The 23,442-nt window shown below is 61.5% G+C and carries 23 protein-coding genes; 5 read left to right on the plus strand and 18 right to left on the minus strand.

What is annotated here, in order from left to right:
- Window positions 1-47 precede the first annotated feature (47 nt).
- The 6 genes from AC2YI2_RS21830 to AC2YI2_RS21855 are packed head-to-tail and all read right to left on the minus strand — an operon-like array spanning window position 48 to window position 5,323.
- Window positions 48-1,046: an ROK family protein gene (locus AC2YI2_RS21830; protein ID WP_487388594.1), complete on the minus strand. Its 999-nt coding sequence runs from the start codon at window positions 1,044-1,046 to the stop codon at window positions 48-50.
- Window positions 1,046-1,768, minus strand: a complete 723-nt coding sequence (locus tag AC2YI2_RS21835; protein ID WP_487388595.1) for a ribulose-phosphate 3-epimerase — start codon at window positions 1,766-1,768, stop codon at window positions 1,046-1,048. The genes AC2YI2_RS21830 and AC2YI2_RS21835 overlap by 1 nt, the downstream gene beginning before the upstream one ends.
- Window positions 1,765-2,598, minus strand: a complete 834-nt coding sequence (locus AC2YI2_RS21840) for an alpha/beta fold hydrolase (RefSeq protein ID WP_487388596.1) — start codon at window positions 2,596-2,598, stop codon at window positions 1,765-1,767. The genes AC2YI2_RS21835 and AC2YI2_RS21840 overlap by 4 nt, the downstream gene beginning before the upstream one ends.
- A complete protein-coding gene (locus tag AC2YI2_RS21845; protein WP_487388597.1) occupies window positions 2,595-3,416 on the minus strand; it encodes a sugar phosphate isomerase/epimerase family protein in 822 nt (273 codons plus the stop codon). Before AC2YI2_RS21845 ends, AC2YI2_RS21840 begins: the two co-directional genes overlap by 4 nt.
- Window positions 3,416-4,492, minus strand: coding sequence for a Gfo/Idh/MocA family protein (locus tag AC2YI2_RS21850; RefSeq protein WP_487388598.1), 1,077 nt, complete (start codon window positions 4,490-4,492; stop codon window positions 3,416-3,418). Before AC2YI2_RS21850 ends, AC2YI2_RS21845 begins: the two co-directional genes overlap by 1 nt.
- Before the next feature lie 9 nt (window positions 4,493-4,501).
- Window positions 4,502-5,323: a sugar phosphate isomerase/epimerase family protein gene (locus AC2YI2_RS21855; RefSeq protein ID WP_487388599.1), complete on the minus strand. Its 822-nt coding sequence runs from the start codon at window positions 5,321-5,323 to the stop codon at window positions 4,502-4,504.
- A 246-nt stretch (window positions 5,324-5,569) separates the two neighbouring features.
- Here AC2YI2_RS21855 and AC2YI2_RS21860 point away from each other — a divergent pair, with 246 nt between their 5' ends.
- On the plus strand, window positions 5,570-6,718 hold the full coding sequence (locus tag AC2YI2_RS21860; protein WP_487388600.1) for a Gfo/Idh/MocA family protein: 1,149 nt from the start codon (window positions 5,570-5,572) through the stop codon (window positions 6,716-6,718).
- Between the two features lie 42 nt (window positions 6,719-6,760).
- On the opposite strand, the gene AC2YI2_RS21865 is transcribed toward AC2YI2_RS21860, so the two are convergent.
- From AC2YI2_RS21865 to AC2YI2_RS21895, 7 genes are all read right to left on the minus strand, one after another.
- Window positions 6,761-7,795 carry a LacI family DNA-binding transcriptional regulator gene (locus AC2YI2_RS21865; RefSeq protein WP_487388601.1) on the minus strand — a complete coding sequence of 345 codons (1,035 nt, stop codon included), beginning with the start codon at window positions 7,793-7,795 and terminating at the stop codon, window positions 6,761-6,763.
- Window positions 7,796-7,956: 161 nt separating this feature from the next.
- On the minus strand, window positions 7,957-8,802 hold the full coding sequence (locus tag AC2YI2_RS21870) for a carbohydrate ABC transporter permease (protein WP_487388602.1): 846 nt from the start codon (window positions 8,800-8,802) through the stop codon (window positions 7,957-7,959).
- A 6-nt stretch (window positions 8,803-8,808) separates the two neighbouring features.
- Window positions 8,809-9,612, minus strand: a complete 804-nt coding sequence (locus tag AC2YI2_RS21875; RefSeq protein WP_487388661.1) for a carbohydrate ABC transporter permease — start codon at window positions 9,610-9,612, stop codon at window positions 8,809-8,811.
- Between the two features lie 226 nt (window positions 9,613-9,838).
- Window positions 9,839-11,092, minus strand: coding sequence for an ABC transporter substrate-binding protein (locus tag AC2YI2_RS21880; protein ID WP_487388603.1), 1,254 nt, complete (start codon window positions 11,090-11,092; stop codon window positions 9,839-9,841).
- Between the two features lie 307 nt (window positions 11,093-11,399).
- Entirely contained in the window at window positions 11,400-12,545 is a 1,146-nt protein-coding gene (locus AC2YI2_RS21885; RefSeq protein ID WP_487388604.1) for an ABC transporter ATP-binding protein, read from the minus strand.
- Window positions 12,546-12,585: 40 nt separating this feature from the next.
- Window positions 12,586-13,536, minus strand: a complete 951-nt coding sequence (locus AC2YI2_RS21890; protein WP_487388662.1) for a PfkB family carbohydrate kinase — start codon at window positions 13,534-13,536, stop codon at window positions 12,586-12,588.
- A gap of 2 nt (window positions 13,537-13,538) precedes the next feature.
- Window positions 13,539-14,339 carry an aldolase gene (locus AC2YI2_RS21895; RefSeq protein WP_487388605.1) on the minus strand — a complete coding sequence of 267 codons (801 nt, stop codon included), beginning with the start codon at window positions 14,337-14,339 and terminating at the stop codon, window positions 13,539-13,541.
- 215 nt (window positions 14,340-14,554) lie between these two features.
- On the opposite strand from AC2YI2_RS21895, the gene AC2YI2_RS21900 reads away from it, so the two are divergent.
- Window positions 14,555-15,316, plus strand: a complete 762-nt coding sequence (locus AC2YI2_RS21900; RefSeq protein WP_487388606.1) for a DeoR/GlpR family DNA-binding transcription regulator — start codon at window positions 14,555-14,557, stop codon at window positions 15,314-15,316.
- 118 nt (window positions 15,317-15,434) lie between these two features.
- On the opposite strand, the gene AC2YI2_RS21905 is transcribed toward AC2YI2_RS21900, so the two are convergent.
- The 3 genes from AC2YI2_RS21905 to AC2YI2_RS21915 form a co-directional block, all read right to left on the minus strand.
- The gene (locus tag AC2YI2_RS21905; protein ID WP_487388607.1) at window positions 15,435-17,264 is read right to left on the minus strand and encodes a heavy metal translocating P-type ATPase; all 1,830 of its coding nucleotides are present in this window, start codon (window positions 17,262-17,264) and stop codon (window positions 15,435-15,437) included.
- 238 nt (window positions 17,265-17,502) lie between these two features.
- Complete coding sequence (locus tag AC2YI2_RS21910; RefSeq protein WP_487388608.1) at window positions 17,503-18,069, minus strand: cytochrome b/b6 domain-containing protein; 567 nt, start codon at window positions 18,067-18,069, stop codon at window positions 17,503-17,505.
- Entirely contained in the window at window positions 18,069-18,353 is a 285-nt protein-coding gene (locus AC2YI2_RS21915; RefSeq protein WP_487388609.1) for a PepSY domain-containing protein, read from the minus strand. Before AC2YI2_RS21915 ends, AC2YI2_RS21910 begins: the two co-directional genes overlap by 1 nt.
- A 233-nt stretch (window positions 18,354-18,586) precedes the next feature.
- On the opposite strand from AC2YI2_RS21915, the gene AC2YI2_RS21920 reads away from it, so the two are divergent.
- Genes AC2YI2_RS21920 through AC2YI2_RS21930 form a run of 3 tightly spaced genes read left to right on the plus strand, consistent with a single transcriptional unit; the run spans window position 18,587 to window position 20,816 of the window.
- A complete protein-coding gene (locus tag AC2YI2_RS21920; protein ID WP_487388610.1) occupies window positions 18,587-18,799 on the plus strand; it encodes a PepSY domain-containing protein in 213 nt (70 codons plus the stop codon).
- Entirely contained in the window at window positions 18,799-19,464 is a 666-nt protein-coding gene (locus AC2YI2_RS21925; RefSeq protein ID WP_487388663.1) for a response regulator, read from the plus strand. Before AC2YI2_RS21920 ends, AC2YI2_RS21925 begins: the two co-directional genes overlap by 1 nt.
- Window positions 19,464-20,816, plus strand: a complete 1,353-nt coding sequence (locus AC2YI2_RS21930; RefSeq protein WP_487388611.1) for a sensor histidine kinase — start codon at window positions 19,464-19,466, stop codon at window positions 20,814-20,816. Before AC2YI2_RS21925 ends, AC2YI2_RS21930 begins: the two co-directional genes overlap by 1 nt.
- A gap of 23 nt (window positions 20,817-20,839) precedes the next feature.
- On the opposite strand, the gene AC2YI2_RS21935 is transcribed toward AC2YI2_RS21930, so the two are convergent.
- Window positions 20,840-22,204, minus strand: a complete 1,365-nt coding sequence (locus AC2YI2_RS21935; RefSeq protein WP_487388612.1) for an amidase — start codon at window positions 22,202-22,204, stop codon at window positions 20,840-20,842.
- A gap of 10 nt (window positions 22,205-22,214) precedes the next feature.
- Window positions 22,215-23,438 carry an ABC transporter substrate-binding protein gene (locus AC2YI2_RS21940; protein ID WP_487388613.1) on the minus strand — a complete coding sequence of 408 codons (1,224 nt, stop codon included), beginning with the start codon at window positions 23,436-23,438 and terminating at the stop codon, window positions 22,215-22,217.
- Window positions 23,439-23,442 lie beyond the last annotated feature (4 nt).

Genomic DNA, 23,442 nt, shown 5'->3' on the forward strand with positions numbered 1-23,442 from the left:
GACGTGCCGCGAGAGCGATAGAGGCCGATCACCGCCGATCTTCGTTCCTATTGCATCGCCTCGTCCGAAACAGGGCTCCCCCGAGCCTCTTCACCAGAACCAGGCCGGAAAAATATCAGACTCGCGGCCCCGACAAGCCCGGCATGCTGTCCGAGACGCGCCCGCACGACGGGAACGTCGCGATAAGCGGACATCGCCCGTTCGCGAATGGTGTTTCCGATGTGGCCGTGCAGGAGATCGTAGCCGTCGGACACCCCGCCGCCCATGACGATCCTATCCGGCGAATAGAGATGCAGTAAATTGGTAAAGCCGATCCCAAGCCAGCGGCCCTCCTCGGCGATCAGCTCCAGCGCCATCGCATCTCCGCCACGCGCCGCTTCCACGACATGACGGCTTGTTACATCGTCGTCGCGAGAAAGTGTCCGAAGGGTCGAACCGTCGCCGCGTTTCGTGATGGCCGATGCACGTCGCCCCAGCGCGGTGCCTGATGCAACGGCTTCAAAACATCCGACTGCGCCGCAAAAGCAGCGTTCGCTCCGATCTGTGATGGTCATATGGCCGATCTCGCCTGCCAGACCGCGCCGCCCATGCAGCACCCGGCCGTCAGCGATAACGCCGCCGCCGATTCCGGTTGAAACAGTGACGAAGACCAGCGACGTGGCGCCGCGGCCGGCGCCGAAGCGCCATTCACCGAGGGCGGCCGCGTTGGCGTCGTTTTCCAGCAGAACCGGAAGATCGAAGCGGTCTTCAAGGATTCGGGCCAGCGGCACCTCGCTCCATCCCGCGAGAGTCGGCGGAGCGATAACGACACCGGCGACAGGATCAAGTGGGCCAGGGGCGCCAAAGCCGATGCCAACAGGCACGACATCAGGAACCCGGGAACGCACATTGGCTGCGAGCTCTTCGATCTGGCTGATCACGGATTGCGGGCCGGCTTGCGCGAGGGTTGGCATCGAATCGGATGCCAGGACCTGACCCTCGCTGTCGACGAGCGCAGCACGCAATTCCGTTCCGCCGAGGTCGAAGGCCAGCGCAGCTTTGGTCATCAGCCACCGCTCTCCAGCGCATGGAGCCATGCGATACGGCCTGCCAGATCGGGAGCACCAAAGGCCAGCGATCCCAAGACGACGGTTTCTGCACTCGCACCTCGCAGCAGCGGTACCGTTTCCTCACGGATGCCGCCATCCGCCGCGAGGACGACCGCCGCTTCCCGACCCGTCTTTCTCAGCACCGCGCGCGCCTCATGCAGCCGGTCGCAGGCCTTGTTCGACAGGCTCTGTCCCTTGACGCCGATCGACGTGCCCAGGAGTGTGAAGAAAGAGACCTCAGCGAGAAAGGGTTCGGCCTTTCCCACCGGAGTTTCCAACCGCAGAACGACCCCGGCTGCGGCGCCGAGCTGCTTTGCAATCCGCACCGCACGCAAGCCGGCCTCTCCATTCTCGGCATGGACGCTGATCAGATCCGCGCCGGCCTCGATGAATTGCCGCGTCTGTTCCTCGACGATCTCGGCCTCGACCATCAGATGCACATGGATCGGCTTTGCCGTCAGCTTGGCGATGCGCGCGACGAAGTCGGGAAAGAACAGGAAGCCGGGCGTGAAGCGTGCATCGGCAACGTCGATGTGATGAAGATCGACATAGGGTTCGATACGCGCGAGATCGCGCTCCATATTGGCAAGATCCGCCGACCACAGCGAGAATTCGCCCAGCAGCCTGTGGCGCGGCAGGGCGGCAATGGCGGCGGCACCGGAAAGGGGTTTCGGTGTCATGATTGGGCAGGGCTCCGATCGTTTGAGTTCGTGGCAAGGAATTCGGCGATGGCGGTGCGGACCGCCGAAAAATGCTTCTCCGCATCCGTCGCCTTGGCGGGCGCTTCCAGGAACGCTGCGTCAGCGAGCGCCTCTGCCGTGACTTCCGCAACGGCGATCGGGTGGAGAGCATCGTGGCGGTTGCCGATCACCAGCGCAGGAAGCGCGAGGCCGGCCGCATCGGCCGACGTGACACCGGTTCCGTCGGCGGCGATATCGGCGAGAACCTCGGCAAAGGCGGGCGCATCCGGGCGATCGAAATAGCCGAGCAGGGAAGCGAGATTATCCGGTGCCTCGTGGCGCAGCCGTTCCGCTGTGGCTGAGATGGCGAAGAGCGATCGGGCTTCTCCGGGCAAGTGGGAGCGCAGAAGTGCGGCGACCTCGCGAACCGGGGCGAGGTTCTCGGGTGCGGCGGCGAAGGTCCAGGCCGGACGGACCAGGATCAGGCCCGTGATGCGAGCCGGGTATGCCTTGGCAAGATGGAGCGCGATGGCCGCGCCCATGGAGATGCCGCCTGCGACGAACCGATCGATGCCTCGTTCATCCGCGGCCGCAATCACATCGGCCGCAAACATGGCGATCGAGAACGGGCGCCGCTGGCCAAGCGTCGATGCGCCGTGTCCCCGGCACTCGACAGTGATGCGCCGCCAATCCGGACTGTCGGGGAAAACCTGGGCGACCTGCGCGTCGCTCCCGCCCAACCCATGCTGAAAGAGCACAGGCTCGCCGGCCCCACTATCGTGGACTGCGAGTTGGGCATCGTCCCGTTGAATACGCCAAATCGAGTTCATCTGATCAGGTCCGCGAGAAACCTGGCGACGCCGGGCGCCTCCTCGGCCGCGAGGCCGTGCGTCACCAGTGGGCCGTCGAAACCGGTCGCGCGGAGGCCGGCGATGAACCGCGGGAAATCGACAATGCCCTGGCCGGCGGTTGCAAAACGACCGTCGGCATGACGGTCCTTCGCATGGGCCATGACCACGTTTCCCGCGGAGATATCGACCGCGCTGGCAACGATATCGGATGCTTCCGCCGGCGTGGCCCGCTCGAAAAGGTTCGCCGGGTCGAGAACGATGCGCAAGTGTTTCGATCCCATCTCGCCAATCAGCCGTATGGCGTCGGCCGCTGAGGTGACGATGTTCGCCTGCTCCGGTTCGATGCCAAGACCGACACCATTCTGTTCTGCAAGCTCCAGCGCCTTTTCCATCTCGGCCGCCATGTCGCGCCAGGCCGATGGATCGGCATTGTCGGGGTGATAGGCCCATTGGTCCTCGGCATTGCGGGTGCCGGTGCAAAGCGTGACTAGGGGAATCTTCAACTCAGCCGCGGTTTCGATCACCAACCGAAGCTGCCTCAACCCCTTATCGCGCACCGACTTGTCCGGATGCGCCATATTGTAGGTGCCCGACAGTGCGGCAAGCGAAATGCCGGTCTCGCGCGACGCGGCCCGGATCGCCGCAATCGCCTCCGGCGGCACGGCATCCGGCATCGACGGCAGGCCGACGCAGGCAAGGTTGAACTGCGTCGTCGCAAATCCGCTCTCGCGTACGGCGGTGAGCACCGGGAGCGCATCCGAGCCTGCGAATGTCTTTGCAAAAATACCGAGCTGCATCAGACCGCGCCCGTGACGGAAGCGAGTTCGACGCGCCCGCCCGTCTCGACCGAGCGGGCGATGGCCACCATGGCGCGGATGGAGGCGATGCCGTCCTCGACGTCGGCGCCACGCATCGGCGCACCGGTCAGCACCGTGTCGGCGAAGCCCTCCAGCTGCCGGCGGAAGAAGTGCCCGTCGGCGCCGAGCGGCTTGCGGGTCGTCGCGTCCTTCTCGTGGAAGATCTCGACCTCGCTCGCCCGCAGGTACCAGGGATTGAAGGTCTTGGCGAGCACTGAGCCGTTTTCGCCATAGAGCTGGAACCCCTCATGCCAGTCCATGCGCACGGCGACGGTGAGGTCGAGATGGCCGAGCGCACCATTGGCGAATTCCGTTTCGACGAACCAGCAATAGGCACCGGCGCGTTCCAGCAGCCGTGCGCGGACGGCCGTGATCTCGCCGCACATGAAGCGCGCAGTATCGACGAGGTGGGAGCCATGCGCGAGCATGAAATATTGCCTGAGGTCGGCCTTGGGATTGCCGTCCGGTTTCCTGGCGAATTTGCTGGTGATGGGCAGCGGCTGGACCGCATCGGTATTGGTGTAGCGGTGGGTGGAGTCGCAATACCAGGCCTTCAGCGCGAAAATCTCGCCGATGTCGTCGCGGACGAAGTCCCGCGCCGCCTCGAGCGCCGGATCGAAGCGCTTCATGTGGCCGACCTGCAGCACCTTGCCGGAGCGCTTGACCGCATCGGCCAGGGCCCTGCCCTCCTCTATCGTCACACCGATGGGTTTCTCGCAAAGCACATGCTTGCCGGCGTCGAGCGCCCTGATCGACATCGGCACGTGATAGGCGTCGGACGTGGCAACGATGACGGCATCGAGCGCGGGGTCGGCAAGCATCGCGTCATAATCGGCATACATCTTCTCAGGCTCATAAGTCGCGCCCATACGCGCGAGCAGGTCGGGTGCTGCGTCGCAGATCGCGTAGAGGTCTGCATTCCTGGCCTTCACACAGGATTCCAGATGCGCAAACTGGGCGATCGGCCCGCAGCCAAGCACGCCCACACGCAGCCGTCGGTCTTCCTTGCGGATCATCTCATGTCCTCAAACGCCGTAGCGGCGCATCGTTTCCCGGTTCGTCTTGACGGCTGTGACGGGATCGGCGGCGGCAATGTCCGATTCCTCCTCCAGCACCAGCCAGCCGTTGAAGCGCGGCGCGGCGGCCACGATCTCGATTACGGCAGCCGTGTCGCAGACGCCCTCGCCCAGCATGGCCCATTCGCCGCGGGCATCGACATCCTTGAGATGCAGGTAGCGGATGCGGTCCTGATAGGTCCGTAGCGTGTCGAGACTATCGCGATGGCCGCGCAGGATATGGCCGGTATCCGGCACCCAGCCGATAAGATCCTTGTCGAGAAGCGAGAAGATCCGGTCATAGTCCGCGCGATCGTAGAGCAGCGTATTGTGGTGCGAACTTGGATGGACGGCGATATCGACGCCTGAGGCCCTGCCGAGTTCGCCAGCCCGATTGTAGAACTCTGCAGCAATCTCGAATTTGGCGTCGCGCGGCCCATCGGAAACCACCGTTGCCGACCCGATGGAAACCAGAGCGCCGGGAAAAGCGCCGGCAAAGCCGACCCAGCGCCGAACGCTCTCCAGATCGTTCGCAAGCTCTTCCTTCACCGTAAAGCCGCTTTTCGAGCCCATCGCGAAGGCCACCAGCGCGAGGCCGCATTTTTCGAGGCTGGCGGCGAAAGCATCGGGCTTGTCCGCATAGTGGCCGATCATCGTGTCGGTGATCTCGATGCCCTTGTAGCCGCCGTCGGAGATCGCCTTCAGAAGATCGTCCGGGCCGCCGCTCCAGGATTGTCCCAGCATTTCCCACGTGAATGTCTGGCAGCCTACTTTCAAGTCTTGCACGCGCATCCGCTATTCCTTGATCCGGCCCCCATAACCCCCGCGACGAGCGAACGCCGCGCGAGGATGATTCTGAGAGGTCGCAATGTCGATCATGCCAAGCGAACTCTTGCAAAGCGAGCTGAGCATTCTATTCCGCATGCTTCATAAAAAATTGTCGCGCGTCAAGAAATATTCTATGCCATCGGGTAAGAGTGCCGGCGCGCTAGAGGAGCGCCCGGCGACTTATGGTGATCTGTGGGAGGAGGGCGACATATGGGCACGGCGACGAAGGCGAAGCTCGGCATAGGGATCATAGGCTGCGGCAATATCTCGATGACATATCTGCAAAACGCAGCACTGTTTCATGGCGTGGAATTGCGAGCCTGCGCCGACATTTCGCCTGACATGTCAGCGCTCCGGGCAAAGGAATATGGTATCCGTGCGCTCGACGTCGACGCGCTGTTGGCTGACCCCGAGGTCGGGCTGGTCCTGAACCTCACGGTGCCGGCCGTGCACTACGACGTGTCGATGTCGGCGCTTACCGCCGGCAAGCATGTCTTCACCGAAAAGCCGCTTGCGACGTCGGCGAATGAAGGCCTCAGGCTGGTCGAGGAAGCGAAAAGCCGCGGCCTTCTTATCGGCTCCGCGCCGGATACATTCCTCGGCGCCGCCGGACGGCGGGCGCGACGGCTGATGGATGAAGGGGCTATCGGCGAGCCGGTCGGCGGTACCGCGTTCATGTTCGGCCGCGGCATGGAACATTGGCACCCGAATCCGCAATTCTACTACCAGCCGGGCGGCGGCCCCGTGTTCGACATGGGCCCCTACTATCTGACGATGCTGGTCAATCTGCTCGGCCCGGTGAAAAGCGTCATGGCGATGGCGACCAAAGGTCAGGAAGAGCGGCAGATCACCGCGGATGGACCGTTCAAAGACAGCTGGTTCAAGGTCGGAACGCCGACCAACGTGCTCTCGCTTCTCGAATTCCAGTCAGGTGCAACGGTCAATTTCGGTGCCTCTTGGGATGTTTTCCGCCACTCCAATCATCCGATCGAATTGCACGGCACGGAAGGTTCGATACGGCTGCCCGATCCCGACACATTCGGCGGAACGGTTTCGCTCTCCGAACGGGGCGCCGAGTGGAAGCACTTCGAAAGTGAGAGCGAGCTTTACGGCGCCCACAACTGGCCTTACGCCGCACCCGACCGCGCCAACTACCGCATGCTTGGCGTTGCTGACCTCGCCAGTGCGCTCGAAACCGGCAGGGCCCCACGTGCCTCCGGCGATCTCGCCTTGCATGTTCTCGAAATCATGGAGGCGATCCTGGTCTCCGGCGAAAGCCGCAGCGCTGTGGCGATTGCAGGTGCCGTGACGCAACCGCCCTTGCTCGGCGAACATGAGGCTCGCAGCCTGCTTGCCTGAGGGGCCAGTCTGACTTTTTTCATCTCGGCGTCATGCCAAGGGTCAGGCCGACTGACGCATGACCAGAGTGCCGTCAAAGCTGATTTTTCGTGGGGTCACGTCCGATGAAACGCCGGATTCGTCGAGCATGGAAAGCAATGTCTCGACGCTGCTCCCTGCCATTGCTGCGAAGTCCTGCGCCATGGTGGTCAAAGGCGGACAGGTGTAGCGGCTGAGCGGATGGTCGTCATGGGCGGCAAACCTGATGTCGGAGCCGCGTCTGCGGCCGATGCGCAGGCCATGCGAATAGGCAGCCGCCATGGCGCCGAAGGCCAGTCGGTCATTGGCGCAGAGGATGGTCTTGCCGGGCAGCTTGCGCGCTGTGATCATCGCATCGATCTGCTCATAGCCCAGGCGTTCGAAGTCCCAGTTGTAATTGCTGGTGTCGCCGACCACGATCGGTTCGAAACCGTGCGACTCCGTGGCCGCGATATAGCTCGCCAATCTCTCTCCGGAATTGTGATTGACATGCGGAATATCGAAAAAGGCCGGCGGCTCACCCGTTCGGCAAAGATAGTCGACGATCGTGGCGACGCTCTGGCTGTTGTTGTTGCCGATGAAGGGCGTGTTCCCCTCGATATAGGTGTCGAAATAGACGATGGGGATGCTCGCCGCGAGCTTCTCGAAGAGGGCCGGGTCGGATGTCAGGCCGAGAGGCGCGATGAGCGCGCCAGCGGCCTTCAAGGACAAAATCGTGTTCACGGCCTCGGCCTCAAGCTCCGGCAAGCCATGGGACGAGATGACGATCGGCCAATAGCCTTCGTCGCGCAGCAGCAACTCCAGGCGATTGACCATTTCGGCATAGAACGGATCGGTTAGGACCGGGACGAGAATGCCGATATTGCGGGTTCGCTTGCGGTTGAGATTGCGGGCATAGAGGTTCGGACGGTAGTCCGACGCGGCGAGCGCCACCTCGATGCGCTTGCGCGTTGCCGGCTTGACGCTGTTCGGATCGTGGAAATACCGGGAGAGCGTCGGACGAGAAACGCCGCACGACTGCGCAAACTCGTCCATGGTTTTAAAGGTCATCTTCTCCATCGGCAATTCTATTTCCGTGGCGCAACGGTTTATCGACCCTCAAGCCCCCTGCACAGACAAGTTCACAAGAGCAATCCCGGCCTTAATCGGTCTTCGTAAACTGCTTCTCTAGCGTGCCACCATCATGTGCGCAAAGCAATTTCCGTCTTCCGCTCAATCGCTTAACTCTTCACCGAACCTGCCGTCATGCCTGCGAGGAAATAGCGCTGCGCGAACAGGTAGAGAAGCAGCAACGGGGCCGAACCCAGGACGCTCATCGCCATCATCTCGTTCCATTCGAAGGCATGTTGGCCCATGAGCATCTCGATCCCGATCGGAACGGTTCGCATGTCCATCGATTTGGTCAGTGTCAGCGCGAAGAGGAATTCGTTCCACGCGAGCAGGAACGTGTAGACCGCGGTCGCGACGATGCCGGGCACGGACAACGGAACGATCACCCGCCAGAGTGCCGTCCAGCTCGACCCGCCATCCACCAGCACGGCCTCATCCAGCTCCCTGGGCAGGGTGTTCAGATATCCGGTCATCAGCAGGATCGCATAGGGCAGGGTGAAAACCATATAGGTCAGGATCAGCGCGAAATAGGTGTTGAATATGCCGAAGGCGACCACCATGCCGAAATAGGGAATGAGGAGCGTGATCGGCGGCACGGTCTGGGTGCTGATGATGAAGATGTTGAGCGTACCCTTGAGCCGGAACGTATACCGGCTGAACGCATAGGCGGTCAGGATGGCGATCAGCAGGGTCAGCAGCGTCACCACCCCGGCCACGAGATAACTGTTGATGAAGAAGCGCACCTTGGTCGGGTCGCTGAAGATCGAGCGATAGGCGACAAGCGTGAACTCGTCAGGCAGCAGCCTGGGCGGCAGGGCGAAGATTTCCGTATTGGACTTCAGCGAGGTGAAGAACATCCACAGGATCGGAAAGCAGGCGAAGGTCAGGCCCGCGGCAAGACCGAGATAGGTCAGCAAAGTCGGCAGGACGGATTTCTTGGATGAACGCTTTGCCATGACCGCTCACCTGGCTTTCTGATGCTTGATGTAGAAATATGTGACGCTCATCGACATCACGAGAACGATGATGGCGCTGGCCGATGCCAATGAGAATTCGTAGCTCGAGAATGCAAGCTTGTAGGTGAATGTGCTCAGCATCTCGGTGGCATAGATCGGGCCGCCGCCCGTGGTCATCCAGACCAGGGGAAAGACCTGCATCGTCCAGATGAAATCCAGAAGAGCGATGCTGATGATGATCGGCATCAGTTGCGGAATCGTGACGTAGCGGAATTTCTGCCACGCATTGGCCCCGTCGATGCCCGCCGCTTCGTAGAGTTCCTTCGAGATGCCCTGCAGGCCGGCGAGCAGGCTCACCATGTAGAGCGGATAGCCCGCCCAGATATTGGCGAAGGTAAGCGCATGGATCGCCGTCCTGGTCGAAGAGAACCATTCGACCTTGTAGCCGATGATATGCAGTTCCAGGAGAATGCTGTTGATCACGCCATTGGGATCGAGCAGCAGCCGCCAGATGATCGCAATGATCACAGCGGTGAACAGCCAGGGCAAAATGAAGAGGACGCGCAGTATACTCCTGACGATCGGGTCGATCCGCTCGGAATTTAGCAGGAGAGCAAAGGCAAGGCCGATCGCGAGATGGAAGATGACGCTCATCACGGTGAAATAGAGCGTGTGTCCGACCGACTGCCAGAACACGGAATCGCTCAGCACCGTGCCGTAATTCTGCAACCCGACGAAAGCGGTATCCTTCTTCATGATCGCGCCGTCCATCAGCGAATATCTGAGGACCGTGAGCATGGGAAACAGCATCAGGACGAGGAACAGCACTGTGGCCGGAAGGACATAGAGATAAGGCGCCAGCCTCTTCTTCCACCGGTAGGAAACCAAACCGGGCTTACGGATGCGTGCGGCCCTTCCGACCGGATTTGCAGCGACGAGGGTCATGAGGCTTGGTTTTCCAATCGCTTTCGACCATCACAAAGCTAGGACGTCAGCGCGGGAGAGTGTCCCGCGCTGCCGCCATTTCTTCAAGCCTTCACTTGGCGAATTCGACCAGCCACTGCTTCTGCGTGTTGGCTGCCGCCTCTTTCGCGGACTGTTGACCGTCGAACATCTTCTGCACTTCCACGTTCATGTCGCGCATCAGGTCCTCTGCCACCGGCAGTCCGACGAACTCATTGGCCAGACGCCCGCTCTGGAAGATCTTGAAGGCTTCCTCGAACAGCGGATCGGACTTGGAGAAGTCAGGCTTGGCATGGACGTTGCCGGGGAAGGCATTGGCGATCGAGACCAGCCGGCTGTTCACGTCAGGGCTCATCAGATATTCGACAAGCTTCCAGGCTTCGGCCTTGTGCTCGCTGCTGTTGGAGATGCCGATGCCCCAGGAGGCATAGGGCAGTCCACGCTTACCGTCATAGCCATCTACCGCCGGCAGAGCCGAGATGCCGAAATTTAGCTTCGGATTGCGCTCGCGGATCAGGTTGATATGGGCGAGCGAGTCGACCATCATCGCCACGCGGCCGTTGACGAATTCCTCGACCTTGTCCTGTTCCTTCTTGGCGAAGATGCCGGGTGAAATGACGCCGGCATCCTGCAGGGACTTGATATATTCGAGCGTGCCGACAACCGCGTCGTTCTCGAGATCGGGCTTGCCGTCCTTGAGCATCGACGCCCCGGACGCCCATACCCAGGACATGACATCGTTCTGGATGCCGCCGGGATTCTGCAGCGACAGCGGCAGCACCCAGCCATACTGGTTGTTGCCGGCATTGGTCATTTTCTTTGCCGCTTCGGCGAATTCGGTCCGGTTCGACGGCAGCGTGTCGACGCCTGCGGCCTTGGCCAGATCGAGATTCACAAAGACCGGATAGACGAACGAGGCGAGCGGGAACATGACGCTTTGCCCATTGACCTTGATGATGTCGGCGATCTGGGTCTGATCATATTTGGCGTCAGCCATCAGGCTGTCCATCGAAGCGATCGCGCCCTGTTTGGCAAGGCCGTTGACCCATGCGCCGTCAAGACCGACGACATCGCTGAGCGTACCGGAGGCCGCGCCGACCACGATCTGATCGCGCGTCGCGGAATAGGGACCGCTGACCAGCGTAACCTTGATACCAGGGTTCGCAGCCTCGAAGTCGTCCATGATGGCGCGCAGGGCGCCGGCGGGCATTTCGGGTTCCCACCATTGGATGAATTCGATTTGCGTGTCGGCAAAGGCGCAAGTCGCGCACACCGCCCAGACGGCGACGGCCGACTTCATCGCGGCCAAGAATTTTCCTACCTTCATAGATTCCTCCCATTTCGACGATTGCTGATCCGATCCTCCCACGACCGTGATCGAAGTAGGGGCCTTCACCGGTATTGCTGTCAACGAAGAACTGTCTTGGCGACCTTCAGCTTGCCCGAAAATGCGCTGTTGGTCCGTGCAAGACATTGATATAAAATCATAATCATCTGAACCAGCGTCGATATTTTTTTGCAAATTTCGTTCCCCGCGGCGCATTTTTTCTTTACTTTCGTAAACAAATGAAACCTCCGCTCTTTCAGAAGCTGTCGCATGACCGACGGGTATGGCCTGCAAAAAACCTGCAGCCTCAGATGACAAGATGGGTCTGGGGATCGAAGAAATGCAGTTTGGTCGCATCCACGGCCAGCTTGATTCGCTCGCCTGGCTGTACAGCGCTCGCGGCCTCAAACCGCGCCACCGCGTTTGCAGCGCCGCTCAAGTCTTCCACCGCATCCGGATCGCCGGAATCAACGCGCACGGCGTCAATATTCAAGTGAACGATCAGCTCGGCACCCAACTCTTCGGTCGATCTTACGGCCGCCGGAATTGTCGCAAATTGCGCGCCGCCTGCGAGATTGCCGTCATGGAGATCTTCCGGGCGGATGCCGAAGACGACCACTTTTCCTTCGTAGGCGGCGAGAGCCGGAGCGCGCTCAAATGCGCTTGCCGGTACCGGTATCGCGCAACTCGCCAGTTTGATCACGCCATCCTCAAGACGGCCTTCGAACAGGTTCATGGACGGCGAGCCGATGAACCCGGCCACGAAGGCATTGACCGGCCGATGGTAGAGATTTTTCGGCGTATCGACCTGCTGCAGGACTCCACTTTTCAAGACGGCCACCCGGTCGCCCATCGTCAGCGCTTCGGTCTGATCATGCGTGACATAGATCGTCGTCACGCCGAGCTGTCTTTGCAGGCTCACGATTTCCGCACGCATCTGCACACGAAGCTTGGCATCGAGGTTCGACAGCGGCTCGTCCATCAGGAAGGCCGCGGGCTCCCGAACCATGGCACGTCCCATCGCGACGCGCTGGCGCTGTCCACCGGACAAAGCCGCCGGCTTTCGATCCAGCAAAGCCGTCAGCTGCAGCGTTTTCGCGATTTCGTTGACCCGTTTCGCCTGCTCCGCCTTGCTCTTTCCTGCAAGCTTCATCGAGAAGGCGATGTTGTCGAACACCGTCATGTGCGGATAGAGCGCGTAATTCTGGAAGACCATCGCGATATCGCGATCCTTGGGCGCGAGATCGACGACATCCTCGCCGCCGATGGTCAGGGTTCCGCTACTGATCTCCTCAAGCCCGGCGATCATCCGCAAGGCGGTGGATTTTCCGCATCCGGATGGACCCACGAGTATCAGGAACTCCCCGTCATTGATCGTGAGACTGAGATCCTGGATGGCGTGGAATTTCGTCCCGTATGTCTTGCAAATCTTGTCCAGCACTACAACAGCCACGTGTCTTCCTCCCGTTGCGGCCGCCTGCCCGGCGGCTCGTCTAGTCTTCGGCCTGCGACAGCCCCATAAGCGGCGCCGGTTCCCTCCCACCGTCGCCAGCCATATAGGCGAGGCAGGCCTCTCGTGTCGGCAGGGCCATGCGTCCCCCCTGCCCAGTCACCGAAATCGCAGCCGCGGCCGTCGCGAAAAGAACGCAGGCCAGCGGCGACTTGCCCTCCGCCAAGGCCAGGGCATAGGCGCCATGAAAGCAATCTCCGGCGCCGGTCGTATCCACCGCCTTCACCTTGTAGGCGGGAACGTGCCACGAGACGGCGTCGCCCGCCTGTCGAACATAGGCACCTTGGTCACCGTCGGTCAGGACCACCGCGGAACGGTCCGGGGACAATAGTATATCCAGGATAGCCTTCGGATCGCCCTCGCCTGCAAAAGCCTGCGCGAAACCAAGCGGCAATACCAGATGATCGCACAGATCGATCAGCCGCTCGGTCTCGGATCCGATCGTCCATTCGATGTCGGCCACCACCGCCAGGCCGAGCTGGCGCGCCCGCGCCACGACGGAATGCGCATGCGTGGCATAACCATCGATCAACAGGACCCGGGCCTGGGTCAGGACATCGTCGGCGATCTCTTCGGAGGTTCCATGCGGGACATCGTCATCATAGGCGATGAACCGTTCACCATCCGGCCCCACCGTGATCACCGACCGGATCGGCCCTGCGTCCGGGCGGCGGGGTGCGAAGGATATGTCGACGCCGTGCCGCTGCAGTTCCTGTGCGGTGACATCCGCGACTGGCTGATCGCCGAGCCATCCGATGAAACCGGCACGTCCGCCGAGTTTGGCCACGGCAACGAGCGCCGTCGCAACATTGCCGCCGTGGTCCTTGGTACGGCTTGTCACCCTTCCCTTTCCGGCACTGAAAGGTCGGTCGACATAAATAATGTCGTCAATCGCCAGCGCGCCGAAGCCCAGCACCTGAAGATCGCCGGCCACCGTCACGCGGCCGCAGCTGCCAGAGCCGCTTCGGGCGCCAGGCCGTCATGGATGACGAACCTGAAGGCCCGCGCGGCCATTGCGGTATCGCCATGACCCCACAGATTACGCCCGACGACGGCCCCCCTCGCGCCGGCGCGCAGCGCCTCGGATGTCTGCGTCAGGGCACCCAGGAGATCGTCGGTCTTCGGGCCTCCAGCAATGACGATCGGCACGGGGCATGTCGCCACGGTATCACGGAACGAGTCGAAGTCGCCGGTATACCCGACCTTGATCACGTCGACTCCGGTTTCAAAACCGATCCGCACAGCATAGGCGATCTCATCCGGCGTGAAGACGATCTTTCCCCCATTCGCGAAATCGCGGGGATAGACATGAGCGATCACAGGCATTTCGAAGCGCGCAGCGGCATTGACCGTATCGGTAAGCCAACGAATATACTCGCCTTCCGTGCTGCCCCGTACGGGGATCGCCACCGCCAGCGCGTCGGCGCCGTAACGCACGGCGTCTTCGGGGGTAGCGATCAACTGGCGAATCCTGTCGTCCGGCGTGAAGCAGCCTGCCTGGATGACCAGCGCGGCCTTGCCGGCATAAGTCGACCACAAATGACGTGCCGCGCCGGGCTGGATGCTGATGTAATCCGGCTTGCCCGCCATGATCCGGTTCAGCGCACCAGGTAGGTCTGCAAGACCACCCTCGCGAACATTGCCATAGCCGACAAAATGGTCGACCGCGCCACCGAACAGCCGGCCCGACGCATGTGAAAACAGACGGGACAGACGTACGTCGGTTCCAAGGCCCATATCGATAATCCTCAATTGCGTTTCAATGAACTCCGGCTAGGACCCTACATCGAAAACAAACCAATTCTCAATCTTTCGAATTCTTTCATTTTGAGATATGAGCATACTTGAAGCTGACGTTGAGACCGAGATGGCGCCAAGATCGGCCTCGCAGTTGGCCGATGTGTTTCGACTTTCGAAAGTAGTCCACTTTTCAAACGCACCCTGGAGCGCAGATGCTTGCAGAACAACGGCGACACCAGATCATGCTGGAGCTCCATCGCACCGGTCAGGCCAAGACGCGTGATCTGGCGGAGGCTTTCGAGGTTTCAGAGGTGACGATCCGGTCGGATCTGGAGACTCTCGAGGCAAAGAAGCAACTGATCAAGACACATGGCGGCGCGATCGCTTTGCCGTCGGACTCCCCCGCTGCCATGTTCGAGGAGCGGATGCGCCGCAATTTCGATGCCAAGCGACGTATCGCACAGATGGCGGCACGCCAGATCACCGACAATCAATCCCTGGTGTTCGACAGCGGCTCGACATTGCTGCAGGTCGCCATGCAGATGCCGCCGGTTCAGAATGTCGTGGTGGCGACCAATGCCATGAACATCGCGCAACATCTGATGTATCGCCCCGGCCTGGACGTCCACATGATTGGCGGCCGGGTCTTTCCCAGCACGGTCAGCACGATCGTGTCGGATTCCGACAAGGCGCTTGGCGGCATGGTCGCCCATCAGGCATTCGTGAGTGCCCATGCCATCGACCCGTCCTTCGACGTGGTCGATGTCTCGGAGGATATTGCGCGCACGAAACGCAATCTGGTCCGCATGGCCCGGCGGGTCATTCTCGTCGCGGATTCGAGCAAATGGGACATCGGGGCGTCGTCGAAGGCATTTTCCCTCTCCCGCGTCGACCTCATCATTACCGATACCGGCATGCCTCACAGCCTGCGCAATCGACTGGAGAAGCTGAAGGTGGAGGTTCGCTATGTCTAGCGCGCTTCATTGCCAAACGGAATCAGATCTGTTGGCTGAACCAGAGTCGGATGACCGCGCCCGATCCGAGAATTTCTCTTTCGACGTCCTGCTGGCCATCGGCAACCTGTGAACAATCCTACCGCAGCGCGCGCAAAGCGTTGAGAATCACGGCCACGTCGATCACTTCCTGAAACAGGGCGCCTTGGACAGGCGGCAGATAGCCAAAGGCAGCAGCAGCCATCGCACCCAGCGACAGTCCCAGTCCCGCAAAGACGCTTTGAAGCGCAATGGTGCGGCTGTGGCGCGCAACACCCATGGCTCTGACCAATGGCGCCAGTTCATCGACGAGCAGGACCACACCCGCGACCTCGGACGAAGACGCCGTTCCACGCGCCCCCATGGCAACGCCGATGTCGGCCGCCGCCAGCGCCGGAGCGTCATTGACCCCATCCCCGACCATCATCACCGGGCCATTGGCCCGTTCCGCGTGAATGGCTTTAACCTTTGCGTCGGGTGAGAGATCGCCCAACACCAGGTCCACACCAAGCGTCTTGCCGACCGCCGCGGCAATCTCCAGTCGGTCGCCGGAAGCAAGAACTATCCTGCCGACGCCCGCTCCTCGCAAGTCCGTGAGCAGGGTTGCAGCATCACCCCGCAGGCGGTCAGCCAGGACAATAAGTCCTGACAGCGTGCCGTCGATTGCCACCGCAACGGTCATGGCGGCGGTCTGCTTCCTGGCGAGAAGAGCATCGGGGTCACGACCGTCACTGCGTTGCCGCACGAAGGAATTGCCGCCGACCACGACCCGCTTGCCATCGACCATTCCCTCAATACCCGTGCCAGGCAACTCGGTGACATCGAGCGGCGGGGACAGTGCCAGACCACGCGCTTCCGCCGCGCGGATCAGCGCAGTGGCTACGACATGTCCCGACGCCTGGTCGAGACTGGCGGCCAAACGCAGGATTTCCGCTTCGGACGTCGTCCCCGCCACGATGATCTCGCTGACCTCGGCCTGCCCGTGCGTCAGGGTGCCGGTCTTGTCGAGGATGACGGTACGGACCTTCGCGAGCGCTTCGAGCATGGCGCCGCCTTTGACCAATACTCCCATTCCGGCCGTTCGCGACATGCCGGCCATAAGGGCCACCGGAACCGCCAGGATGAGTGGACAGGGCGTGGCAACGACCAGAACCGCCAGCACGCGAATCGTATCCTGCGTCAGGAGCCAGGTAATCGAGGCGATCGCGAGGGTCAGCAACAGAAAGCCGATTGCATAGCGATCCGCGATACGGACCATCGGAGCCTTGCTGGCCTGCGCTGCTTCGACGAGACGGACAATACCTGAATAGGTGCTTTCCTCGGCAGTTCGAATGGCGACAAGATCGAAAGCTGCGCCGGCCGATGTCGATCCACTTAACGCCTCCTCGCCGCTGAGCACCTTGCGAGGCATTGACTCGCCGGTCAGCGCCGAGAGGTCGAGAACGGCCACTGGGCTGGCGACCCGGCCGTCGACCGGAAGAACTTCGCCCTGACGGATGAGCAGCCGATCGGCCGGCCGGACCGAGCCGATCGATACCTCCTCCAATCCGCTTTCACCGTAGCGCATGGCGGTATGGGCAACGCGACCCATCAGTGCCGTCATTTCCCGTCGCGCCCGACCCTGCGCAAACGCCTCCAGCACCTGTCCGCCGGCATACATCATCGCCACCACATTGCCCGCCAGCGGTTCGCCGAATGCCAGGGCCGCAGACATGGACAGGGCGGCAACAACGTCAAGACCGACATCCCCTTGTCGGAGTGACCTGAAAATCTGAGCAAAGAGACCGAGGAGAACCGGCGCTGTCGCCATCGTCCATGCAATGTCGGCGTAGAATGGAAGCGATATCCACCAGAAGATGGTGCCGATCAGGAGCCCCGTGCCTGCGATGGCAACGAGTACATTTGCAGAGTGTCTTTCGACGAAATCCATAGGGGCCTCATTGTTGATTGATCACGACCCACCGCATCAAGGCCCAAGCACTCATAACGGGTTTCAGCATAAACCTATGTGACTTATGTCAATTGGCCGCAAGCGTGCCAGGGCAATGCGTGGATCGAGCAATTTGTCGATTGAATACAGGCCCCGACGGCTACAGCTGAACTGGATTTCAGGTCTCCAAAGCCGCCGCGAGGGTCAGCCACGCGGCGTCCGAATATGGAGCGCGTATCTACGGAGCGCGCTTGCGCCCGGTCATCATGGACAGAACCAGATTCTCTCGATGTTCGAGGCTCGCCAACACCACGCCGAGAACATGAAAGCCGATAAGCCCGATGGTGAGATAGACTGCAGCCTCATGGACCTCGGAGACCCACTCGACGCCCCAGAATGCATTCGTCGTCATCATGTAGCCACTCGCTGCAATAACGGAGAGCATCAGGAGCAACGCGACCACCATGGCACCGCCAGCGGGGTTGTGGCCGATATAGCGCTTGGCTCTGAAGCGGACGGTATCGACGATGTAGGCCGCGATGGTCCCCGGCGATCTCACAAAGTCCGCAAATCGCGCATGGCGACTGCCAATCAGCCCCCAGACGATCCGGAACGCAATCAGGCCAGCGATCGCATAGCCGGACCAGATATGAGCCGATTTCCACTCATCGCCCGTGAAGTAGGAAAACGCGAAGAGGCCCACCAGCGACCAGTGGAAAATTCGGACCAGCGGGTCCCAAACCCGGACCGTTGCGGGCGGCGAGACGCCGTCCGCAAGCCGGGCAGTGCTGCCCGTGTCGGTCATCAGTCGTCCCCTTCATTCTCGTTGCCGACTTGGAGGCCCGTTGCCGGATCGAACAGCGCCTCAACCTTGTTGCCCTTGGCGTCGATCGCATAGACCTCGTAGCAGCTGCCTTCGACCTTGATCTTGCGAACGTCATAGCCGGCTTCCGTGGCCTTTGCCTTTACTGCGTTTTCGGTCAGCCACTTGTCGTTGGAAACCTTGGTGCAAGAGCGGTTGTCTTCGGCCATGGCCGTTCCGGCGACCAACGTCGTGGCGATGACGGTTGCGAGGAAAATGAATTTCATGATTTCGTCCTATCTGCGGCCGGCGGGATTGCCGTTTCCGATGGCGACAGGTCTAGCTGAGGTGCGCTGATATCCACCTGAGGGCTTCCGTCAGCTATCCGTAAGCTCGAGCGCTCTATTGTCCTGCCATGATGTTCCGCACACTGACCGCGTCCGTGATATTGTCCTGTCTCCTGTGGGCGATTGGCGCGCCGGTGCATGCCGATGACGATGATGTCAGCATGGACGAGGTGATGAAATCGGTCAGATCAGGCCATAGCCTGCCTCTGGCCGAAATTCGCGCTCGGATCTCCGACCGGCTAGACGGTGAAATCGTCCGCGTTACCGTCAAACGGGAGCACGGCCGCCTGGTCTATGAGGTACGGGTCCTCAAGGCGGACGGAAAGCTGGTCGAAGCAGAGGTCGATGCCGCCAGCGGGCGCATCCTGGAAATCGAGAACGAATGATGCGATTGCTTCTGATCGAGGACGATCCGCTCATCAGCCGGGACGTTATCGCCCATCTCTCCAAAGCGGGCTATTTCGTCGAACATGCGAGAAATGGCGAGGACGGCTGGCATCGTGGCGATACCGAAGACTTTGCCGCTGTTGTGCTTGATCTCGGTTTGCCCGACATGGATGGACTGGCCATCCTCAAGCGCTGGCGCGCGGGCGGTCGGCAGATGCCGGTCATTATCCTGACGGCCCGAGGCAACTGGGAAGAAAGGGTCGAAGGGATCGATGCCGGCGCCGACGACTATCTTGCCAAACCGTTCCGCATGGCCGAGCTCATCGCCCGCCTCCGGGCCATCATCCGACGGACTGCCGGCCAATCCAGTCCGGTCATGTCCAGCGGTTCGGTGACAATCGATACCCGCAGCAGGCAGGTCGAGCTCGACGGCCTTCCCGTCGACCTGACGGCCCTCGAGTATCGGTGCCTTTCGATCCTGATGTTGAACCGCAACCGCCCGGTCAGCCAGCTGGAACTGACCGAACAGCTTTACGCCCAGGACCACGAGCGCGAGAGCAACGCCATCGAGGTCCTGATCAACCGCTTGCGCCGCAAGCTCGGGCACGGTGCGATCGTGACCCGGCGGGGCTTCGGCTATCAAATCGCCGCGGACGAGACCTGATGCTGTCGATCCGGACTCGCTTCCTGCTCGTCTCGATCGTGTCGGTGCCCCTCAGCCTGTCACTGGCAACATGGTTCTTCATCGGACTGTTCTCTACCAATCTGGCCGAACGGATCGATCGCGAATTGACTGGCCATATCAACATGCTGGCCGGCATGCTCAGTTTCGGTCCTGACGGAAAGCTGCAACGTCCCGACGGCCCGAGGGACAATCGATTCTACCAAGCGTATGGCGGCCTCTACTGGCAAATCATCGACCCCGCAACGGGCTTGGCATTGCGGTCGGAATCGCTGTTCGACTACGCGCTGCCGTTGCCCGACGACGTCCACGTAGCCGGCACGGTCCATCGCTATCGGCTCAAGGGGCCGGAAGAACGCGATGTCATTGTCCAGGAGCGTCTCGTCCTGCTGGCCTCGCCCTCGGGCAGCCAGGAGGTTCGGCTTGCGGTGGCGATCAATGCCAGCGAACTGGATGAAACTGCGGCGGGATTTGGCTGGACCATACTGCCTTATGTGGCCGCGCTCGGCGTCTTTCTGGTGATCATGTCCGCCGTCCAGCTCTATATCGGGCTCCAGCCGCTCACCGCCATGGCCAAGGCCCTGGAAGCCTTGCGCCAGCGGCGCGAAACGCACCTTGCCGGCCGGTTTCCCAGCGAATTATCGAGTATCGTCCGCCAACTGAACAGCTTGCTCGAGGCACAGGAAAAGGCGATGCAGAAAGCCCGCGCTCGGGCCTCGGACCTGGCTCATGGCCTGAAGACACCGCTCACCATCATATCGAACAACATCCTGAAGCTCGAAGAGAAGGGTGAAAGTCAGATCGCCGAGGAACTCGATATGGTCAGCTCGGCGATGCTTGCGCATATCAACCACGAACTTGCCCGCACGCGCATCGCCCAGAACCCCGATCTTCGCCGATCCGATGCCGATTGCGCGCAAATTGCCAGCGAGGTCATCAGAACGCTGAAGCATACGGAATGGGGCGAACGGCTGGAATTTGCCCTGGCCGTTCCCGAGACGCTGATGCTTCCGATCGATCCGAACGATCTGAGGGAACTCCTCGGCAATCTGCTCGAAAATGCCTGCAAATGGGCAAAATCCTCCGTATCCGTCAAAGCGATCCGGACAGGTTCACAATGGCTGGTAACGATCGAGGACGACGGCCCCGGCGTGCCGGAGGAAAAGCTGCCCGATCTCATCCGGCGCGGAACGCGGCTCGATCTCAGAACTCCAGGCACAGGCCTGGGACTGGCCATCGTCAACGAAATTGCCGAGGTCTACGGGATTATCCTGACTTTCGAAACACTTGTTCCATCGGGTTTCAGAGCCAGCCTGCTGTTCAGCGCAAAATAGGCAGCTATCAAGCTCACTGAAAGTCAGCTGCGGACCACGCTGTCAGTTGCGAGCGCCACGCTCAGGAGATGTTCATCCGTGTTCGGCAGGCCGGACAGCAACAGGCCGACCGGCATGCCGGCATCACCCGTTCCACAGGGAATCGAGACGCCGCACCAGTCGAAAAAGTTGCCGATCAGCGTGTTGCGCAGCACCCGGCCATTGATCTTCACGAAAAGGTCGTCGTCGGCCTCGAGCGGCGCCACATGCGGCGCGACAAGCGGCAGGGTTGGCGACACCAGCACCTCGTCTTGCGCCACGACGGTCCGCAGTTCGGCGATCATTCGCTCGCGGGCCGCCAGGATGGCGATGTAGTCGCTCATCGAGGTCTTTTCGCCGAGCTTGACGCGGGCGACGACCCGGCGATCCATGTCGGCGGCCTCAACACCGAAGATGCGCTGGCGGTGCAACGCGAAGGCCTCGGCAGCCACCAGCGGCCCATGTTCAGCCATCAGGTCAAACAACGCCTTGAAGGCGGGGAAGGACTGCCTCCGGACGATGGCGCCCCGGTCCTCCAGGCGGCGTAGCGCCGCCTCGAATGCCGTCGCGACCCCGTCCTCGATATCGTCGAAGAACACCGTTTCCGGCACGACCAGCCGCAGGTCCAGCATATCGGCAGGCTTCACATCAGGCGCACTCAGACCGCGCATCGCGGCGTCCACCCAGACGGCATCCTGCACCGTGCGGGTCAGCGGGCCAAGCGAGTCGAGGCTCTTGGCGAGCGGATAGACGCCCGACATCGGGTAGCGCCCGCGAGTAGCCTTGTAGCCCACCGTGCCATTGTACGCTGCCGGAATGCGGATCGAGCCGCCGGTGTCCGTGCCCATGGCGACCGGCACCAGGCCGGATGCGACCGCGACGCCGGCACCGGAGGAGGAGCCCCCTGGAATGCGGTGGCCGTCGGTCGAATGCGGGTTGGCCGGGGTGCCGTAATGCGGATTGAGGCCAAGCCCGGAAAAGGCGAACTCGCTCATATTGGTGCGGCCGACCGCGACCATGCCGGCCGACTTGAGATTGGTCACGACAGTCGCATCGGTCAGAGCGGTCAATCCGCCGGCCAGCACCTTCGACCCGGCTGTGGTCACCTCGCCTTCGAGATCGAACAGATCCTTCCAGGCGATCGGAATGCCGTCGAGCATGCCGAGTGAACGGCCTTCCCGCAGCCGGCGCGATGATGCCTCGGCCTCGACGCGGGCACGCTCCGGTGTCAGCATGACGAAGATCGACTTATCGGGGTGGCCCGAGATCTGAGCGAGCGTCTGTTCGGCAACCTCGACCGGATTGAGCGCGCCGCCCTGAATGAGCATGGCAAGCTGCGCGATCGATTTTCCCCTGATGTCGATGGCCATGAGCCCTCCGCTAATTTCTTCCGACCAGTTGCATCCAGCGGCGGACGAGGTAGTTGTGCTCGTCCATCGTCGTGTTCCAGACCGCGATGCAATTGGCCCGCTGCCAATAGGAACCGCCCGAACGGACCGAGCCGGCCCTGATGTGGATCTTGCCGTCGGGCCCCGGCAGGTCCTCGACCGCCGGCAAACCGGCATACCAGTAGTCCCACTCGGCCGGTGTCATGTGCTCGCGCGAGCGCTCCGGCGTGGAAATGTAATAGCCCTGCCGCGCCACGACCGATCCCGGCCAGCCCGATACCCACCAGTTCAGATAGTCGTAGGCGACATCGAGCATCCGGCTGTCGAGGTTGCGCGACAGGCACAGCCCGCCATGCCATGCGCGGTACCCCTCGGCCGGCACGGCCTGTTCGACAGGCACGCCTTGTCCGTTGAGGATGGTGATGCCGGTCGACCACATGCTCTGGATGCTGGTGCGGTTTTCCACCATCAGCCGGGCCGCATCTTCGGCCGTGCGCCAGAAGCCCTGGAAGAAGCCGTCGCGCTTCCTCTCTTCCAGGATAGCGATGAGCTCGTCGATTTCGGCCACGGTCATGTTGCCGATGTTGCGGAAGCTCATCAGCCCCGCGGCCTGCGCAGCCAATGCAGCGTCGAATATGCCGATCGCCGGTTCGTCGACCAGCGCTGCCCGTCCCGACCATTTGTCGGCGAGCAATGCGGCCCAGCTCTCGACTTCGGCGCGGTTGGCGATCTGGTCGGTGCGGTAGGCGAAGCTGTCGAAATTATGCGTCGTCGGCAACATGGAAATGTGCCGCGTCGGCCGGTCGCCCAGTTCGAGATTGGGTTGCACGAACAGCTTCTTCACAGGCGCGTCGCCCTGTCCCAACCGTGCGTTCGGGCCGATATGGCCGGTCTTGGTCAGGTCGTTGATCTCGTCCCAGAGCTTGATCCGCTCGATGGCGATTGGCTGGATCGCCCGCCAGTACCACACGATGTCGAGATTGTGGAAACACTGGTCGTAGATGTCGTAACTATCAGGCTCCTGCGCCGCCTTGTGCTGCGTCGTGAGAAAGTCGTTATTGTCGAAGACGATGTTGATGCCGAGATCCTTCTCGGCGCCGATCCGGAGTTCCTCGAGCAGTGATATCGCCGTTCCGAGCACCCTGAGCGTCGGCCGCCCGGCGACATGAATAGCCGGCGCTGCGAGACTTGCCGGCGGTGCTTGGTGTCTGTTCATGTCC

Source organism: Rhizobium sp. SRI_017 (assembly GCF_057586295.1).